Annotated in this window: 15 protein-coding genes; 11 read left to right on the plus strand and 4 right to left on the minus strand. The window is 68.6% G+C overall.

Features of this window, described 5'->3' with window-relative positions; translation table 11 throughout:
- Nucleotides 1-12: 12 nt before the first annotated feature.
- Together AWC02_RS04300 and AWC02_RS04305 are read right to left on the minus strand one after the other, a co-directional pair.
- The gene (locus AWC02_RS04300; protein WP_419179199.1) at nt 13-348 is read right to left on the minus strand and encodes a hypothetical protein; all 336 of its coding nucleotides are present in this window, start codon (nt 346-348) and stop codon (nt 13-15) included.
- Complete coding sequence (locus AWC02_RS04305; protein ID WP_085127555.1) at nt 345-1,904, minus strand: MBL fold metallo-hydrolase; 1,560 nt, start codon at nt 1,902-1,904, stop codon at nt 345-347. Before AWC02_RS04305 ends, AWC02_RS04300 begins: the two co-directional genes overlap by 4 nt.
- A gap of 83 nt (nt 1,905-1,987) precedes the next feature.
- Here AWC02_RS04305 and AWC02_RS04310 point away from each other — a divergent pair, with 83 nt between their 5' ends.
- Genes AWC02_RS04310 through AWC02_RS04320 form a run of 3 tightly spaced genes read left to right on the plus strand, consistent with a single transcriptional unit; the run spans nt 1,988 to nt 4,422 of the window.
- Nucleotides 1,988-2,773, plus strand: a complete 786-nt coding sequence (locus AWC02_RS04310; RefSeq protein WP_085127557.1) for a lysophospholipid acyltransferase family protein — start codon at nt 1,988-1,990, stop codon at nt 2,771-2,773.
- A gap of 8 nt (nt 2,774-2,781) precedes the next feature.
- Complete coding sequence (locus AWC02_RS04315; protein ID WP_085127559.1) at nt 2,782-3,558, plus strand: lysophospholipid acyltransferase family protein; 777 nt, start codon at nt 2,782-2,784, stop codon at nt 3,556-3,558.
- Nucleotides 3,559-3,591: 33 nt separating this feature from the next.
- Nucleotides 3,592-4,422 carry a Cof-type HAD-IIB family hydrolase gene (locus AWC02_RS04320; RefSeq protein WP_085127587.1) on the plus strand — a complete coding sequence of 277 codons (831 nt, stop codon included), beginning with the start codon at nt 3,592-3,594 and terminating at the stop codon, nt 4,420-4,422.
- 61 nt (nt 4,423-4,483) lie between these two features.
- On the opposite strand, the gene AWC02_RS04325 is transcribed toward AWC02_RS04320, so the two are convergent.
- Together AWC02_RS04325 and AWC02_RS04330 are read right to left on the minus strand one after the other, a co-directional pair.
- Nucleotides 4,484-6,217 carry an N-acetylmuramoyl-L-alanine amidase gene (locus tag AWC02_RS04325; RefSeq protein WP_085127561.1) on the minus strand — a complete coding sequence of 578 codons (1,734 nt, stop codon included), beginning with the start codon at nt 6,215-6,217 and terminating at the stop codon, nt 4,484-4,486.
- 165 nt (nt 6,218-6,382) lie between these two features.
- Nucleotides 6,383-7,228, minus strand: a complete 846-nt coding sequence (locus tag AWC02_RS04330) for a hypothetical protein (protein WP_085127563.1) — start codon at nt 7,226-7,228, stop codon at nt 6,383-6,385.
- Nucleotides 7,229-7,506: 278 nt separating this feature from the next.
- On the opposite strand from AWC02_RS04330, the gene glf reads away from it, so the two are divergent.
- The 8 genes from glf (at nt 7,507) to culp6 (ending at nt 17,567) form a co-directional block, all read left to right on the plus strand.
- Nucleotides 7,507-8,703: a UDP-galactopyranose mutase gene (gene glf, locus AWC02_RS04335; RefSeq protein WP_085127565.1), complete on the plus strand. Its 1,197-nt coding sequence runs from the start codon at nt 7,507-7,509 to the stop codon at nt 8,701-8,703.
- Nucleotides 8,700-10,595, plus strand: coding sequence for a glycosyltransferase (locus AWC02_RS04340; protein ID WP_085127567.1), 1,896 nt, complete (start codon nt 8,700-8,702; stop codon nt 10,593-10,595). The genes glf and AWC02_RS04340 overlap by 4 nt, the downstream gene beginning before the upstream one ends.
- On the plus strand, nt 10,592-11,146 hold the full coding sequence (locus AWC02_RS04345; RefSeq protein WP_085127570.1) for a phosphatase PAP2 family protein: 555 nt from the start codon (nt 10,592-10,594) through the stop codon (nt 11,144-11,146). Before AWC02_RS04340 ends, AWC02_RS04345 begins: the two co-directional genes overlap by 4 nt.
- Nucleotides 11,143-12,066, plus strand: a complete 924-nt coding sequence (locus AWC02_RS04350; RefSeq protein WP_085127572.1) for a decaprenyl-phosphate phosphoribosyltransferase — start codon at nt 11,143-11,145, stop codon at nt 12,064-12,066. Before AWC02_RS04345 ends, AWC02_RS04350 begins: the two co-directional genes overlap by 4 nt.
- On the plus strand, nt 12,044-14,059 hold the full coding sequence (aftB, locus tag AWC02_RS04355) for a terminal beta-(1->2)-arabinofuranosyltransferase (RefSeq protein WP_085127573.1): 2,016 nt from the start codon (nt 12,044-12,046) through the stop codon (nt 14,057-14,059). Before AWC02_RS04350 ends, aftB begins: the two co-directional genes overlap by 23 nt.
- A gap of 295 nt (nt 14,060-14,354) precedes the next feature.
- Entirely contained in the window at nt 14,355-15,329 is a 975-nt protein-coding gene (locus tag AWC02_RS04360; RefSeq protein ID WP_109560866.1) for an esterase family protein, read from the plus strand.
- 172 nt (nt 15,330-15,501) lie between these two features.
- Entirely contained in the window at nt 15,502-16,395 is an 894-nt protein-coding gene (locus AWC02_RS04365) for an esterase family protein (protein WP_085127588.1), read from the plus strand.
- Nucleotides 16,396-16,499: 104 nt separating this feature from the next.
- Nucleotides 16,500-17,567 carry a carboxylesterase Culp6 gene (gene culp6, locus AWC02_RS04370; RefSeq protein ID WP_085127574.1) on the plus strand — a complete coding sequence of 356 codons (1,068 nt, stop codon included), beginning with the start codon at nt 16,500-16,502 and terminating at the stop codon, nt 17,565-17,567.
- The last annotated feature ends 163 nt before the right edge of the window (nt 17,568-17,730 follow it).

Raw genomic sequence — 17,730 nt, forward strand, 5'->3', positions numbered from 1 at the left:
ACGTTGGGCGAGTCAGCGGTCGGCCAGCAGCTCGTCGAGCAGCGCCAGGAACTTCTCCGGGTGGGCCGGGGTGAAGGCCGGCCGGGGCCACGGGTCGCCCTGCAGATCCAGGGTGACCAGCGTGGACCGCACCGGCCGCCGGACGTCCAGCGGCAGCCAGCGCCGCAGATCCGAACTGCCCCAGATCCGGAAGCGGTGGGTGAACGTGCCCAGCGGCTCGCTGCGATAGCGACGGATCGCCGACAGCGGGATCACCTTGGAGGTGCCGGAAGGGAAGTGGTAGCGGCGCAACGTGATTGCCCGTCGATCCAGCGCCACCAGGCCGTCGTCGTAGGAGTCGCCGCTCACAGTTTCTCGCAGCGCAGTTCGTGGCCCTTGGCGGTCAGGCAGCGCCCCGATTTGAGGTCCCACTCCCAGCCGTGCTGATTGCAGGTCAAGATGTCGCCCTCCACCACGCCGACCTTCGACAGGTCGGCCTTCATGTGCGGGCAGCGGCGCTGAATCTGCCAGTCGCCCAAGGTGATGGTCGCCGAGTCGTCATGGCTTTCACCGAACCAGCCTTCGGCGTAGACGATGCGGTCCTCGGTGAGGCACTTGAAGAACGTGTAGAGGTACTCGTTGTAGCCGCCGACCCGCCATGCGGAGAACCGCGTGGACAAGAAGATGGTGTTGACCCAGTCCGGTTCGCCGTCGCGCAGCACGGTGCGCACCAGCTCGGGTGGAATGCCGAAGCCGTACCGGAACTTCTCACCCGGAATCGGCTCGCGCACCATCCGTTTGGGGAAGTCCAGCACCACCGTCTCGGTGTGCCCGGGGCCGTCGAGCACCAGTTCGACCGGATAGCCGATGCCGTCGCAGATCTCGTTGCTGCGCGCCATGATCGGCTCGAACAGGTCTCGTAGCGGTTCGAGCATCGCCGGGCCGGCAGCCGGCGCCCAGGAGGCCTTCTCGGCGGCCAGCACCGGCGCCATCCGCTGCGCGTAGTCGGCGATGTAGTCCGCCTTGCCGGTGGTGAAGATCGCCTCGACGTCTGCCTGCGGCAGCGGGTGGGTCAGCGAGTCCAACTGCGAACCGGTGAAGCTGGCGGTACTGCCGGGAATCATCAGCAACCCGCCGTCGTGGCCGTTGCGTCGCAACTGATCGAGGAACACCATCTCGTCGGGAAAGATGTTCGCCGGATCGCCGTGGTCGTCGTTGAGATAGCGCAGCTCGGGGTCCAGGAAGCACGGCGGACCCGCCGAGGGCACCACCCAGGTGGCTCCCACATGGGCGACGTACTGGCGGGCGCGGTCCATCTGCCGCTGCCGCTTCTGGATGCCGAACGCCTCCTTGGCCCGGGCCGGCATGTCGTAGACCATCGGGTACCAGATCGCCCCGGAGTACTGCAGCAGGTGCACGTCGACGGTGCCGAAGGCCTGGAGCACGTCCAGGTCGATCGGGCGGGAATCGTTCATGTTGAACACGGTGGTCACCCCGTCGGAGACCACCAGCCCCGAGTCGCCGATCGGGCCGTCGGCGGGGGCCCGCAGCGCGATGATCATCACGTCGAGGTCGCCCTTGGGGCCGTGCACCGTGTGCCGCTGTGAATCGGCCGTCTCGAAGAAGCGGTGAAAACCCAGAGCTTCGAGCTCCCGGCGCAGGTCGGGCACCGGGTAATCGGGCAACAGCACCACCGCGTCCTTGTTGACGTGGGCCGCCAGGTGGCGCGGATCGAAGTGATCGCGGTGCAGATGCGAGATATAGAGGTAGTCGCAGTCGCCGAGGCTGTCCCAGTCGAGCGACGAGTTGTCCGGGAAGGGGAACCAGGAGCCGAAGTAGGCCGGATTCACCCAGGGGTCGCACAAGATGCTGCCTGCAGCGGTCTCGATCCGGAAGCCGGCGTGCCCGACGCTGGTGACCTGCACGTGATTCTTCTCCCGACGCTCAAAGAGATCCCATCCGAGCTTACCGGCGGCGCGGCCGGTCCCATCGCCTAGGCTTTGGTGCTGTGGAGCCTTGGTATGGGACTGTCGCGTTCGCCGCGCACACGTTGTGGCGTTATGAGGGCTTGAAAATCACCGTCACCGGCAGAGAGCACCTGCCTGCAACCGGTGGCGCGGTGATCGCCATCAACCACACCGGATACCTCGACTTCCTCTTTGCCGGGGTGGCCTCCTATGACGCCAAGCCGCGGCGGCGGGTGCGCTTCATGGCCAAGAAAGAGACCTTCGACAACCGGTACAGCGGCCCGATCATGCGCGGCTGTCGCCACATTGCGGTGGATCGCAGCCAGGGGGCGGAGTCCTATGCCACCGCCGTGGAGTACCTCAAGGCCGGCGAACTGGTGGGGGTCTACCCGGAGGCGACGATCAGCCGCAGTTTCGAGCTCAAGGAGTTCAAGAGCGGCGCCGCGCGGATGGCGATCGAGGCGCAGGTGCCGATCATCCCGCACATCGTGTGGGGCGCCCAGCGGATCTGGACCAAGGATCACCCGAAGCGGCTCGGTCGCAGCAAGGTGCCCATCACGGTGATGATCGGCGAGCCGATCCCTCCGACCCCGCCGGTCGAAGAGCTGCGCGCCCTCCTGCAGACCCGCATGCAACACCTGCTGGAGCAGGCCCAGGCCTCCTATCCCGAGCACCCCGCCGGCGCCTTCTGGTTGCCGGCCCGGCTGGGCGGCAGCGCCCCCACCCCGGCCGAAGCCCTCGAACTCGACGCCGCCGAAGCCGCCCGCAAGGCCGAGCAGCGGGCCGCTCGCCAGCAGCCGCCGAGCCCGACGGGCGCCGCCGACTAACGCCTGCCATGGAGCCCGTCTTCCGAGCGTTGGAGCTCACGGCGTTGAGCGCGGTGAAGATCGCCGGCGCTCGGATCGACTATCTCGGATTGGAAAACATCCCGGCCCGGGGCGGCGCGGTGGTCGCGATCAACCACACCGGTTACGTGGACTTCCTGCCGGCCGGGCTGGCGGCGTACTACCGGGACCGCCGGATGCGGTTCATGATCAAGGCCGAGATGCAGCAGGTGCCGGTGGTGAACTACCTGATCCGCCACACCCGCACCATCCCGGTGGACCGGTCGGACGGCGCCGACGCCTACCGGCACGCGGTCGCCGCATTGCGCTCGGGGGAGTTGGTGGGCGTGTACCCCGAGGCCACCATCAGCCGCAGCTTCGAGCTCAAGAGGTTCAAATCCGGGGCAGCCCGGATGGCCCTGGAGGCGCAGGTGCCGATCATCCCGCTGATCGTGTGGGGTGCTCACCGGCTCTGGACCAAGGATCACCCGCGGGCGCGGCTGGTGGCCAGCAAGGTACCGGTCACCGTGCGGGTGGGGGAGCCGCTGGCCCCCTCCGGGGACGCCGCGACGCTCACCGCCCGGCTGAGTCAGCGCATGGCGCCGATGCTGGCTGCGGTGCAGCAGGCCTACCCGCATCCGGCCGGTGAATTCTGGGTGCCCCGACGACTCGGCGGAGCAGCACCCACCCCGGAGGAGGCTAGGATTTTGGAAGAGCAGGAACTGGCGGAACGGAAACGCAAGAGTGCAGGTGGCCATCGGGCCGACCCTCCCGGCACGGAGCAGTAGGGCAGTGCGCCCACCGTGGCCGAGGCCGTGCCGATGACGCACCCCAACGGTCCCCCCGCGCTGATCGCCAGCGATGTCGACGGCACCCTGCTCGACAACAACGAAGCCATCACCGCCCGGACCCGGGCCGCGGTGCACGCTGCCGTGGACTCCGGCGCGCATTTCGTGCTGGCGACCGGCCGCCCGCCGCGGTGGATCGCGCCGGTGGTCGATGCGCTCGGTTTCGCGCCGATGGCGGTGTGCGCCAACGGGGCGGTGATCTACGACCCGGCCACCGACCGGGTGGTGTCGGCGCGGACGCTGTCGGCCGACAACCTGGTCAAGCTGGCCGAAGTCGTCGGCCGTGCGCTGCCGGGAGCGGGCCTGGCGGTGGAGCGTATCGGCGAGCGCGCGCATGACGCGGCAACCCCGCAGTTCGTCAGCTCGCCCGGCTATGAGCACGCCTGGCTGAACCCCGACAACACCGAGGTGTCCCTGGAGGACCTACTGTCCCAGCCCGCGATCAAGCTGCTGGTCCGCAAGGCGGGGGCATCCAGCGCCGACATGGCGGCGCAGCTTGCGGCGCACATCGGAACGGCAGCCGAAATCACCTACTCCACCAACAACGGACTGCTCGAAGTGGTGCCGGCAGGTATCACCAAGGCCAGCGGGCTCGAGGAGCTGATCACTCCGCTGGGGATCGACGTCGAGCAGGTGGTGGCGTTCGGGGACATGCCCAACGACCTGCCGATGCTGATTCGTGCAGGCCATGGTGTGGCGATGGGCAACGCCCACCCCGACGTCCTGGCGGCCGCGGCCGAGATCACCGCCCCCAACAGCGACGACGGCCTGGCGCGGGTGCTGGAACGGATTTACCTTCGCTGACTCTGCGTCCACCAGGCAGCGCACTCGAACTTCTTCCTGGTACGCGCAGAGTCAACGACGGCTACTCGCCGGCGAAGGGATCGATCACCCGAGAGAACCGCTCAAGCTGCACCGGCGGTCCCTCCGGCGGCGGTGGTGGCAGCTCTTCGGCGACACCGTCGACGACGCGGATCACCGCTCCGCTGGCCCAGTTGTAGTTCAGCGTGCCGTGCTGAAAATTCTGCCCCACCCACTCCGGTTCGGGGATCTCGGCGCTGGTCGGTAGGCCGAGCACGCCGCGCTCATAGCCCAGCGACGCCCAGGCGTCGTAGATCGCCCCGGTGATGGGCTGTGCGCCGGTCTCCGGCGACCAGTACACCGCGCCGTGTTCGAACGTGGCGTACTTGGTGGAGCCCTCGCCGATCGCCTCCGGCGAGGTGGGCGCGCCGAGCATGCCCTCCGCGCCGCCCATTTCCAGCCAGCGGGTGTGGATGGCGCCGCCCTCCATCACCCGGGCGAGGTCTTCCGGCCCGGGCGGCTCGTTGAATCGGGCGGCGATCTCGCGGATCGCGTTGAGCGCTATGTATCCCTGGTTGCCGGGACACTCGGTGGCGTCGAGGTCGCGGTGGCCGATGATCGAGGGCAACGTCAGGGATGCACCCCGCGGAACGTTGGTGAAAGAACCACCGGCGGAGGTCAGTTGGGCCATGCCGCGCGGGTCGGTGCGGTCCAGTCCCAGCCGCCAGCCCAGCAGTCGGCCAACGGACTCGAGTTGGATCGGCGGGGGAGGTGCGTCGTCGAAGGTGCCGATCATGGTCACCCCCCAGGTGTTGCTGTTGAACCCTCCTGCGTGGCTGCCCATGATGCCGCGGTTGAGGCCACCGGCCCGGCCCTCGAAAACCTGGCCGTACTTGTCCACCAGTGCGTTGTAGCCGATGTCGCACCAGCCCAGGGTGCGGGTGTGGTAGGCGTAGATCGCCCGGATGATCTCCGCGGAGTCTTCGGGGGCGTAGTCGTTGGAACCTGCGGTGTGGTGCACGACGGCCGCGTGCACCGGCCCGCTCTCCACCGGTTTGCCGCACCGGCCATAGGCCCCGGCGCCCCAGTGACTGCGCGGAATGATGTTCGGCGGCTGGCCCGGCGCCAGTACGGCCCGCGGCGGTTGCCACTGGGCGTCGGCGGGGGTCTTCGGGGGCGTGATCAGCACCGCGGAGATGTTCTGGGCAAGCGGCTGCGCGGCGGTGGCCGGCACGTAGCCGAGATCGGCCGGCGCGGATTTCTTCGCAGGCGGGTGTGCCTTGGCCGCCTCGCTCGGGGCGGTCGGACCGGTGCCGTGGGGTTTGGTCGTCGACCCGGGGCCGGGCGCGGTCGGAGCGGTCCGGGTCACCGCGATCTGCACGGCGGTGGTTCGGCCGACGAACACCGGTTCGGTGCCCTCCGGGCCGGGGGCGGGCGCGTCGGGCCGGCGAGGCCCCGGTGCCTCGTGTTTGCTCTCGTGCGCGGTCGCATACCAGGGACCCCAGCTCCCGTCGGGGCGCTTGGCACGGATGCGGGCCGACGTCCCGCTGAGGTCCGCGCCGGTGAGGGCCACCATGGTGAACGGTTCGTCCTGGGTGATCTCTCGGACGGTGACGCCCGGCTCCAGTTCGTCCAGGGGTTGTTGGCTCAGCTTGGTCGCGGCGGCGCTCGGGGCGGCCTCCGAAGCTCGCGGCACCTTCGAAGCCGCCCCGGAGTTCAGTGTCCACGGCAGGATCAGCACGGTCGCGAGAGTCGCGGTCAGCTTGATCGTCGGCGGAGGACGACGACGGGTTGGCACGTACCGATGTTACGTATGTGTCACGTGTTGTAGATGATGCGACACGCGACGGGCGTCGGCCGGCACCCGCAAAGGGTTAACGGCACCGCAGAGTCTTCCGGTGCCCGCCAGGTGCGGGCTGACTCTGCGGTGCCGTCGGGCGGAACAGCTCCGCTGTATGTCCGGTTAGGGCAACGGTGCCGGGGGTGGGGCGGCAACCGCCGGCCCAGCGCCCTGCGCTGCCTGCGCGATCGAGGGAATCACCACACCCTTGATCAAGTCGATGGCCTGACCGGCGCCCAGCTGGTTGGCCGCGCTCATCAGATCGCTGACCAACCCACCGCTGGCGGGCTCCGGCATCCCCAGCGACGGGTCGCCGAGGATCGGGTACGTGCCATCCAGGCCGGGGTCCAGGCCCACCGGCGAGGTGAGCGGCAGACCGTCGGACCCGAGCAGGCCGGTGTCCGGAGTGGTCAGGCCCGGGCTGGTCAATCCGGGGCTGGTGAGACCTGGGCTGGTCAATCCGGGGCTGGTGAGGCCCGGGCTGGTCAGCGACGAATCGGTCAACAGCGGCGGCGTGGTCAGGCCGGGGGTGGTCAGGCCGGAGGTGGTCGACACTCCCGGCGTACCCAGCGGCGGCGTCGACAGCGACGGGGTGGTCAGCGACGGGTCGGTGAGCCCCGGTGTGCCCAGGCCCGGCGAGGTGAGCCCCGGCGTGCCCAGGCCCGGCGACGTCAGGCCGGGATAGGTCCCGGTCGCGCTCGGGTAGAGCCCGGTCGAGGCGGCGCCGTTGGTGAAGCCCGGCACCGGCGGGAGGTTCACCCCGAACTGGGACAGGCCCTGCGAGAGGGCGGTGATCAGCTCACCGGGCAAGTCGGCCACGGACGAGGCCGCGACGAAGTCGTGGTGTTGAGGGGCGCTGTTGTGAGCGACCAGCTCGGATACAGCGACAACTGCGAACGGACTCGCGACCGCCAGGGCGGCGACTGCGCTCATGGTTGTCGAGAGCCTGCGTCGACGTCGGTTCGGCACGGAAGTCTCCTCAATGTGTTTTGCCCGTCAACTCGCGGGTTCTGCCGCGGCCGTCGTGGCGCTTACTGCACTTGTATCTGCCCTACGTGACTGACGGTACGCGTGTGACTTGTGTGAAAAGAGTGACGAGATCGAATCGTGAGGAAACTGCGATCAACCCTTCCCCGGCGCCCCCCGGGCCGCAGAGCACCTGAATCGGCGGGCGAAGTCGAGCTGCGAGCAGGGGCGGCGGGGCGCCGACGATGCGGGCGGGCGCTGGTCGGCTACCCTTGGCGCCGATGACCGCTCGTTTTGACCTCTTTGTCGTGGGTTCCGGCTTCTTCGGCCTGGCCATCGCCGAGCGCGTTGCCACGCAGCTCGGCAAGCGTGTTCTCGTCGTCGAGAGGCGTCCGCACATCGGCGGCAACGCCTACTCCGAGGCGGAGCCGCAAACCGGCATCGAAGTCCACAAGTACGGTGCGCACCTTTTCCATACCTCTAATAAGCGGGTCTGGGACTACGTGCGGCAGTTCACCGAGTTCACCGGCTACCAGCATCGGGTCTTCGCCATGCACAACGGCCAGGCCTACCAGTTCCCAATGGGGCTGGGCCTGGTGTCGCAGTTCTTCGGCCGCTATTTCTCCCCCGACGAGGCCCGGGCACTGATCGCCGAGCAGTCCGCGGAGATCGACACCGCCGAGGCGCAGAACCTCGAGGAGAAGGCGATCAGCCTGATCGGCCGCCCGCTGTACGAGGCGTTCGTCAAGGACTACACCGCCAAGCAGTGGCAGACCGACCCCAAGGAACTGCCGGCGTCCAACATCACCCGGCTGCCGGTGCGCTACACCTTCGACAACCGCTACTTCAACGACACCTACGAGGGATTGCCGGTCGACGGCTACACCGCGTGGCTGGAGAACATGGCGGCCGACGAGCGCATCGAGGTGCGCCTGGACACCGACTGGTTCGACGTCCGCGACGAACTCCGCGCAGCCAACCCGGATGCCCCGGTCGTCTACACCGGACCGCTGGACCGCTACTTCGACTACGCCGAAGGCAAGCTGGGCTGGCGCACCCTGGATTTCGAGCTCGAAGTTCTCGACACCGGAGATTTCCAGGGCACCCCGGTGATGAACTACAACGACGGCGACGTGCCGTTCACCCGCATCCACGAGTTCCGGCACTTCCACCCGGAGCGGGACTACTACCCCGCGGACAAGACGGTGATCATGCGGGAGTACTCGCGGTTCGCCGACGACGCCGACGAGCCCTACTACCCGATCAACACCGAGGCGGACCGGGCGGTGCTGACGGCCTACCGGGCGCGCGCCAAGGCGGAGATGGACTCGGCGAAGGTGCTCTTCGGTGGGCGGCTGGGCACCTACCAATATCTGGACATGCACATGGCCATCGCCAGTGCGCTGAACATGTACGACAACATCCTGGCGCCGCACCTGCTCGACGGGGTGCCGCTGGGGGAGGGCAGTAAGGCATGACCGACAGTTCACGCGCGGTGAGCCGCCTTTCGCGGATCATCCTGCCGCGCCAGGGTGAGCCGCTGGATGTGCGCAAGCTCTACATCGAGGAATCCGAGACCAACAGCCGGCGGGCCCACCCGCTGACCCGCACCAGCCTGGAGATCGGCGAGGAGTCGGAAGTCTCGTTCGCCACCTACTTCAACGCCTTCCCGGCTTCCTACTGGCGTCGCTGGTCGATCCTCGGCTCGGTGGTGCTGCGCCTGGAGCTGACCGGATCGGGGAGGGTCGACGTCTACCGCTCCAAGGCGACCGGTGCGCGTATCGCGGTGGACGGCAAGCCTTTCGGCTCTGCCGAGAACCATGACACCCCGTCGGTCGTGGAGTTCGAGGTAGGTCTGCAGCCGTTCGAAGACGGTGGCTGGATCTGGTTCGACATCACCACCGACAGCCCGGTGACGCTGGACCGCGGCGGCTGGTACGCCCCGATCGAGGCCCCCGGCCGGGCGGACATCGCCATCGGCATCCCGACCTTCAATCGGCCCGACGACTGCGTCAACGCGCTGCGGGCACTGACCTCCGACGCCGAGGTCGACGAGGTCATCAGCGCGGTCATCGTTCCTGACCAGGGCACGAACAAGGTGCGCGACCATCCCGGCTTCCCGGAAGCCGCCGCCGCGCTGGGCGACCGACTGTCGATGCACGACCAGCCCAACCTCGGCGGGTCCGGCGGCTACAGCCGGGTCATGTATGAGGCGCTGAAGAACACCGGCTGTGAGCAGATCCTGTTCATGGACGACGACATCCGCATCGAGCCGGACTCGATTCTGCGCGCCCTGGCACTGAACCGATTCGCCAAGACGCCCACCCTGATCGGCGGGCACATGCTCAACCTGCAGGAGCCCTCCCACCTGCACATCATGGGCGAGGTCGTCGATGCGGGCGTGTTCATGTGGACCAACGCCCCGCACACCGAGTACGACCACAACTTCGCCACCGACTCGCTGGCCGAGTCGCCGGACCTGCATCGGCGCATCGACGTCGACTTCAACGGCTGGTGGATGTGCATGATCCCGCGCGCCGTCGCCGAGGAGATCGGCCAGCCGGTGCCGTCGTTCATCAAGTGGGACGACGCCGAATACGGGCTGCGCGCCGGTAAACACGGCTACCCGACCGTCACGCTGCCCGGCGCGGCGATCTGGCACATGGCCTGGAGCGACAAAGACGACGCGATCGACTGGCAGGCCTACTTCCACCTGCGCAACCGGTTGATGGTCGCGGCCCTGCACTGGGACGGCAACATCTCCGGGCTGATTCGCAGCCACCTCAAGGCAACCCTGAAACACCTTGCCTGCCTTGAATACTCGACAGTGGCCGTGCAGAACAAGGCGTTGGACGACTTCATGGCCGGACCCGAGCACATCTTCTCGATCCTGGAGTCGGCGCTGCCGGAGATCCACGCGCTGCGCAAGACCTACCCCGACGCGGTGGTCCTGCCGGCCGCCAGCGAGCTTCCCGCCCCGTCGCAGCGGCGCAGGCCGATGCGGCCGCCGGTGCAGCCGCTGACCATCGGCTATCGGCTCGCGCGCGGAATCCTGCACAACCTCAAGGCCACCGAGCCGGAGCATCACCAGCGCCCGCAGCTCAACGTGCCCACCCAGGACGCGCGCTGGTTCCTGTTGTGCACCCAGGACGGTGTCACCGTCACCACCGCCGACGGTCGCGGAGTGGTCTACCGCCAGCGCGACCGCGAGAAGATGTTGTCGCTGCTGCGCGAATCGCTGCGGCGCCAGTACCAGCTGGCCCGCCGGTTCGACGCTCTGCGCCAGACCTACCGCCGGGCGCTGCCCACACTGGCCAGCAAACAGCAGTGGGAGACGGTGCTGCTTCCCAACGGTGGCACGTCGGCATGACCGAACACGCCCCGGACCCGGACGCGGTTCCCCCGCACGGCGAGGACGCCGTGCTGGTCGCCGTGCAGTCGGCGCTGGCCGGGCGGACCGGCGTGCTGCCGGCGGCGCGGGCGTTGTCACACTTCGGCGAACACAGCCTGGGCTGGCTGGCGGTAGCGGCGCTCGGCGCGCTGGCGCAGCCGCAGCGGCGCCGGTCGTGGCTGCTGGCCGGCGCCGGCGCCCTGGCCGCGCACGCCGCCGCGGTGATCATCAAGCGCATCGTGCGCCGTACGCGGCCGAACCATCCGGCGATCGCCATCAACGTCGGAACCCCCAGTGCGTTGAGCTTCCCCTCGGCGCACGCCACCTCCACCGCTGCGGCGGCCATCCTGCTGGGCCGGGCGGCCGGGCTCCCGGCGCGGGCCCTGCCGGCCCTGGTGGTGCCGCCGATGGCGCTGTCCCGCATGGTGCTCGGCGTGCATTACCCCAGTGACGTCGCCACCGGCGCGCTGGTGGGTGCCGCGGTCGCCGCGGCCGCAATCCGCCTGGACGACTCTGGAGATTCGCGATGAGCGCAGACACGCAAGACCGAACCTCGGAGCTCGGCCCGCCGGCCAACCTGCTCTCCGGCATCATCAAGGCGATCCGGCCCCGCCAGTGGGTCAAGAACGTATTGGTGGTCGCGGCCCCGCTGGCCGCGCTCGGGGGCGGCGTCCACTACGACTACGCCGACCTGGCGCGCAAGTCGCTGATCGCCTTCGTGGTGTTCTCCCTGGCAGCCTCCGCGGTGTATCTGGTCAACGACGCCCAAGACGTCGAGGCCGATCGGGCGCATCCCACCAAGCGGTTCCGGCCCATCGCCGCCGGAGTGGTTCCAGTGGGGCTGGCCTACGTCCTGGCGGTGGCCCTGGGCGCGGTCTCGCTGGGCATCTCCTGGTGGCTGACCCCGAACCTGGCGCTGGTGATGGCTATCTACCTGGCCATCCAGCTGGCCTACTGCTTCGGTCTCAAACACCAAGCGGTGCTGGACATCTGCATCGTCTCCTCGGGATTCCTGATTCGGGCCATCGCCGGAGGCGTGGCCGCCAGCATCCCGCTGTCGCAATGGTTCCTGCTGGTGATGGCATTCGGGTCGCTGTTCATGGCGGCCGGCAAGCGCTACGCCGAACTGCAGATCGCCGAGCAGACCGGTGCCAAGATCCGCAAATCGCTGGAGAGCTACACCGGCACCTACCTGCGCTTCGTATGGACGGCGTCGGCCACTGCCATGTTGGTCTGCTACAGCCTCTTCGCCTTCGAACGCGACAGCGGTTCGGGCTCCTGGTACGCGGTGTCGATCATTCCGATCACTATCGGCATCCTGCGATACGCCGTCGACGTCGACGGCGGCATGGCCGGCGAGCCCGAAGACATCCTGCGTCGTGACCGGGTGATGCAGCTGATGGCGCTGGCCTGGATCGGAACCATCGGTGTTGCCGTCGCCTTCGGCTAGCCGACTCCCACCAGGAGCGACACCGGACCGCAGGGTCCGGCCACTGGGCTGGCCGGCGGTCGCCTACAGCCCGTCGGTGCGGCTGAGCTCCTGGGCCGGACTGGCGGTGGTGCTGGTGATGTTCGCCGTCGGAGCCTGGCGGCGCCGCTGGATCTCCGACGACGGGCTGATCGTGCTGCGCACCGTGCGCAACCTGCTGGCCGGCAACGGGCCGGTGTTCAACGCCGGAGAGCGGGTGGAGGCCAACACCTCCACGGCCTGGACGTACCTGATGTATCTGGGCAGTTGGCTGGGCGGGCCGTTGCGGATGGAATACGTGGCACTGGCCTTCGCGCTGGCGCTGAGCCTGGCCGGTGTCGCGATGCTGATGCTGGGCGCCGCCCGGCTGTATGCGCCCGGCCTGCAGGGCCGCCGCGCATTGCTGTTGCCGGCCGGGGCGCTGGTCTACATCGCCCTGCCCCCCGCGCGGGACTTCGCCACCTCCGGTCTGGAGACCGGTCTGGTGCTCGCCTACCTGGGCCTGCTGTGGTGGATGTTGGTCTGCTGGGCGCAGGCGTTGCGCATGCCGCGCTCGCGCGCCCGGGGCGCGTGGTTCACCGCCTGCCTGGCGTTCGTGGCCGGCTTCAGTGTGCTGGTGCGTCCCGAGTTGGCGCTGATCGGCGGCGGTGCCCTGGTCATGCTGCTGATCGCCGCGCCCGACTGGCGCCGCCGGCTGCAGATCCTGGTGGCCGGCGGGGCGCTGCCGGTGGCGTACCAGATCTTCCGGATGGGCTACTACGGCCTCCTGGTGCCGGGAACAGCCCTGGCCAAGGATGCCGCCGGGGACAAGTGGTCGCAGGGCATGATCTACCTGGCGAACTTCAACGCTCCCTACGCACTGTGGGTGCCCACCGTGCTGCTCGCCGCGCTGGGTGCGGCGCTGTGGGTCGGTTCCGCGGTCCGTCATCGGCCCCGCCGTCCGGTTCCCCCCGGTGTCGGCCCGTGGGCCCGGCTGGTGCAAAGTCCCGGGGCGGTGGTCTGTTTCTTCGTGGCCAGCGGGCTGCTCCAGGCCCTCTACTGGGTGCGCCAGGGCGGGGACTTCATGCACGGCCGGGTGCTGCTGGCGCCGCTGTTCTGCATGCTCGCCCCGGTGGCAGTCATTCCCGTGCTGCTGCCCGACGGTGCCCGCTACCACCGGGAGGCCGGCTACCCGCTCAGCGGCGCCGTCGGCCTGCTGTGGCTGGCGGTGGCCGGATGGGCGCTGTGGGCGGCCAATTCGCCGGGCATGGGTTATGACGCCACCCGCGTCACCTACTCCGGAATCGTCGACGAGCGCCGGTTCTACTCCCAGGCGACCGGCCAGGCCCACCCGCTGACCGGTGCGGACTACCTCGGCTATCCCCGCATGCGCGCCGTTCTGACCACCATCGCCGCCACCCCCGACGGCGCCCTGCTACTGCCGTCGGGCAATTACGACCAATGGGACGTGGTGCCCGTGATTTTGCCGGTGCCCCCCGGTATCGGCGTTGCGACCGATCCGGGTCCGGGCGCAACCGGACCCCACACCGTCTTCTTCACCAACTTGGGCATGCTGGGCATGAACACCGGCCTCGACGTGCGGTTGCTGGACCAGATCGGGTTGGCCAACCCGATCGCGGCGCACACCGGACGGTTGGAGCACGGCCGCATCGGCCATGACAAGGACCTGTTCCGGGACTGGGTGGTGGCCGACGGGCCGTGGGTCAAGTGGTATCCGTTCATCCCGGGCTACTTGGACCAGGACTGGATCGCCCAGGCGGAGGCTGCCTTGCGCTGCCCGGACACCGCGGCGGTGCTGGGCTCGGTGCGTGCACCCATGGGGCCGCGCCGGTTCCTGTCCAATCTGTTGCACTCGCCGAGCTACACCCGATACCGGATCGAGCGAGTCCCGCGCGACGAACTGATCCGCTGCGGGCTGGCCGTGCCGGAACCGACGCGTCCGCAGTACACCGGGATGCCGCCGGAGGTGCCCTGAGACGTGCTGGCCTCCGCCTGCGCGAAATTGTGACGGACGTCATTATGCGGACCGGGCAGTCACCCCCTTTTGGCCGGTCTCACCGGCTGGAATGCCGGGGTGGAGCACCGGCGCCCGTTGTCACAAAAGCGGTTCTGGTGCCCGGTGGGGGGCCTGCTGAGGCAACCCGGAGCCTTCGACGTCGCCCATTTTGTGGTTGACTACATCGGCACTGTTGCGTTTTCACGCACAGATCGGGTCCGAGTCGGACCACGTTATAGGCAAATACGGCAATGAACGAATGAGGATGCCAAGGATGAAGCTGCTTGACAGGTTGATGGTCGTCGCCGGTGGCGCGGCCCTGCTGGCGGGACTGGTGGGAGTCGTCGGCGGTACCCCGGAGGCGAACGCGTTTTCTCGGCCGGGTCTGCCGGTGGAGTACCTGCAGGTGCCTTCGGCGGGAATGGGCCGTGACATCAAGGTCCAGTTCCAGTCCGGCGGTTCGGACTCCCCGGGCCTGTACCTGCTCGACGGCATGCGGGCCCAGGACGACTTCAACGGCTGGGACATCAACACCCCGGCGTTCGAGTGGTACCTGAACTCCGGCATCTCGGTGATCATGCCCGTGGGCGGTCAGTCCAGCTTCTACAGCGACTGGTACAAGCCGGCGTGCGGCAAGGCGGGCTGCTCCACCTACAAGTGGGAGACCTTCCTCACCCGGGAGCTGCCGGCCTACCTGGCCTCGGAGTACGGCGTGAGCCAGAGCCGCAACGCCGCGGTCGGCCTGTCGATGGCCGGTTCGTCGGCGCTGACGCTGGCGATCTACCACCCCAACCAGTTCACCTACGCGGGTTCGCTGTCGGGTTACCTCAACCCGTCCACCGGTAAGGGCTGGATCGGCCTGTCGATGGGTGACGCCGGCGGCTACAAGAAGAACGACATGTGGGGCGACGACAACGACCCGGCCTGGTTGCGCAACGACCCGACCGTCAACGTCGAGAAGCTGGTGGCCAACAACACGCGCCTGTGGGTCTTCTGCGGTAACGGCAAGGCCAACGAGCTGGGCGGCGACAACATCCCCGCCGTGTTCCTCGAGCAGAACTTCATGATCGGTGCGAACAAGAAGTTCCAGGAGCTCTACACCGCGGCCGGCGGCCACAACGCCATCTTCAACTTCCCGGAGTACGGCACGCACAGCTGGGAGTACTGGGGCCAGCAGCTGCAGGCCATGAAGCCCGACCTGCAGGCGCACTTGGGCGCCACGCCGGGTGGTGGCGACAGCGGCGAGTAGTCCCGCAGCGCAGATAGAAGTACCGCCGACGGCGGCGACCTCCTGGGTCGCCGCCGTCGGTCGTTTCCCGTCCTGGCAGCAAGCGTCGTGTGGTTGACTACCCCCGGGGTCAGGGCGTGTGCGACCAGTGGGTCGAACCATCACAAAAGCTGTGCCGACGAGCGAGGTGGAGATGAGCGGACTGTCGAAGGTGTTGCGGGCACTGTGCGTGGCCGTACTGATGCTGGGCCTGTGGGGCGGGGGCACAATCGTCGGCTCGACCGCGCACGCCGCACAGTTCGAGAACCTGATGGTCCCGTCGCCGGCGATGGGCCGCGACATCCCGGTGGCGTTCCTGAACCAGGGGCCGCACGCGGTGTACCTGCTCGACGCATTCGACGCCCACCCCGATCTGAGCAACTGGGTGACCGCGGGCAACGCGATGAACACGCTGGCCGGCAAGGGCGTCTCGGTCGTCGCCCCGGCGGGTGGCGCCTACAGCATGTACACCAACTGGGAGCAGGACGGCAGCAAGCAGTGGGACACGTTCCTGTCCACTGAGCTGCCGGACTGGCTGGCGGCCAACCGCGGCCTGGCGCCGGGCGGTCACGCCGTGGTCGGCGCGTCCCAGGGTGGCTACGGAGCCCTGGCGCTGGCCACGTTCCACCCCGACCGGTTCGGGTTCGCGGGAGCGATGTCGGGCTTCCTGGGACCGGCCAACACCACCGAGAGCGGTGTGATCAGCGCCGGCTTGCAGAACTTCGGCGGGCTGGACCCCAACGGCATGTGGGGAGCGCCCCAGCTGGGCCGCTGGAAGTGGCACGACCCCACCGTGCACGCCACCCTGCTGGCCCAGAACAACACCCGGGTCTGGATCTACAACCCGCTGGGCGGCGCGTCCAACCCCGCGGCGATGATCGGCGACCCCTCCGAGGCGACCGGCAGCGGCCGGTATTTCAACATGCAGTACCGCCAGGTGCGCGGCAAGAACGCGCACTTCGACTTCTCGCCCGGGGACAACGGCTGGGGCTCGTGGTCGTCGCAGCTGGGCGCGATGGTCGGCGACATCATTGGCGCCATCCGCTGACTTTCGGCGTTGACTCTGCGCCCACCAGTCACAAGTTCGAGTAGATCGCCTGGTGGGCGCAGAGTCAGTGCGTGCCGTCGCCGATCTGTACCGTGATAGGCGATATGGCCAACAAAGCACGGAAGTCCCCGCGGAAGTCGCCCCGCAAGTCAGCACGTAAGTCGCCGGCGAACCGCCGCCGCGTCCTTGCCTGGATCGCCGCCGGCGCGATGGCTTTGGTAGTGGCCCTGGTGATCGTGGCTGTGGTGATCTGGATCAGGCGCCCGGCCACCCCGCCGATCGCCGACCAGCCCGGCGCGGGCGTCCCGCCGACCAGCTCGGTGCCGACACGGCCCAAAAAGCCGCGCCCGGCCTTCCAGGACGCCAGCTGCCCCGATGTGCAGCTGGTGGCGGTGCCCGGCACCTGGGAGTCCTCGCCGACCGATGACCCGCTGAACCCCACCGAGTTTCCCCGGGCACTGCTGCTCACCGTCACCCGCCCGCTGGCCGATCAGTTCGACGGAGGGCGGCTGCAGACCTACACCGTCCCCTACACCGCGCAGTTCCACAATCCGCTGTCGGCCGACAAGCAGATGAGCTACAACGACAGCCGGGCCGAAGGCACGCGCGCCACAGTCAAGGCGCTGACCGAGATGAATGACCGCTGCCCGCTGACCAGCTACGTGCTGATCGGCTTTTCGCAGGGCGCGGTGATCGCCGGCGACGTCGCCAGCGACATCGGCAACGGACGCGGCCCGGTCGACGAGGATCTGGTCCTGGGCGTCACGCTGATCGCCGACGGCCGTCGCCAGGACGGCGCCACCGGCGGCGTCAATGTGCCGCCGACCCCGCCGGGGCAGGGCGCCGAGGTCACGTTGCACGAGCTGCCGATCCTTTCCGGGATGGGCCTGACCATGACCGGTGCCCGCGACGGCGGGTTCGGTGACCTCGCCAAGCGCACGAACGAGATTTGCGCGCGCGGTGACCTGATCTGCGCCGCCCCGCGCGAGGCGTTCAGCGTCGGCCGGCTGCCGGCCACGCTGGAGACGCTGGCCGGCGGGGCCGGCCAGCCCGTGCACGCGATGTACGCCACCCCGGACTTCTGGAGTGCCGACGGCGCATCCGCCACCGAGTGGACCCTGAACTGGGCACGGGACATGGTCGCCAATGCGCCGCATCCACCGCACGGCTGACGCCGCGTGAACCCGGAGACCGGCGTCACACGCGGTACCGTGTGATTTGGCATGGGGCGCACCGGCCTCTAACATTAAGAGCAATTTAAGAGCGGCGGCTCATGGTCGCACGGCAGCAGCGCATCGCCGGGTTGCGGTAACCCACTACCATCTGTGAGGTCCC

Source organism: Mycolicibacter engbaekii, from assembly GCF_002101585.1.
GTDB lineage: Bacteria > Actinomycetota > Actinomycetes > Mycobacteriales > Mycobacteriaceae > Mycobacterium > Mycobacterium engbaekii.

What these genes read in the sequence shown, in the direction of transcription:
- AWC02_RS04315 (WP_085127559.1), top strand. Translation starts at nt 2,782, where the DNA reads ATGGAGCCCGTCTTCCGAGCGTTGGAGCTCACGGCGTTGAGCGCGGTG.
- AWC02_RS04320 (WP_085127587.1), top strand. Translation starts at nt 3,592, where the DNA reads ATGACGCACCCCAACGGTCCCCCCGCGCTGATCGCCAGCGATGTCGAC.
- glf (WP_085127565.1), top strand. Translation starts at nt 7,507, where the DNA reads ATGACCGCTCGTTTTGACCTCTTTGTCGTGGGTTCCGGCTTCTTCGGC.
- AWC02_RS04340 (WP_085127567.1), top strand. Translation starts at nt 8,700, where the DNA reads ATGACCGACAGTTCACGCGCGGTGAGCCGCCTTTCGCGGATCATCCTG.
- AWC02_RS04345 (WP_085127570.1), top strand. Translation starts at nt 10,592, where the DNA reads ATGACCGAACACGCCCCGGACCCGGACGCGGTTCCCCCGCACGGCGAG.
- AWC02_RS04350 (WP_085127572.1), top strand. Translation starts at nt 11,143, where the DNA reads ATGAGCGCAGACACGCAAGACCGAACCTCGGAGCTCGGCCCGCCGGCC.
- AWC02_RS04360 (WP_109560866.1), top strand. Translation starts at nt 14,355, where the DNA reads ATGAAGCTGCTTGACAGGTTGATGGTCGTCGCCGGTGGCGCGGCCCTG.
- AWC02_RS04365 (WP_085127588.1), top strand. Translation starts at nt 15,502, where the DNA reads ATGAGCGGACTGTCGAAGGTGTTGCGGGCACTGTGCGTGGCCGTACTG.
- culp6 (WP_085127574.1), top strand. Translation starts at nt 16,500, where the DNA reads ATGGCCAACAAAGCACGGAAGTCCCCGCGGAAGTCGCCCCGCAAGTCA.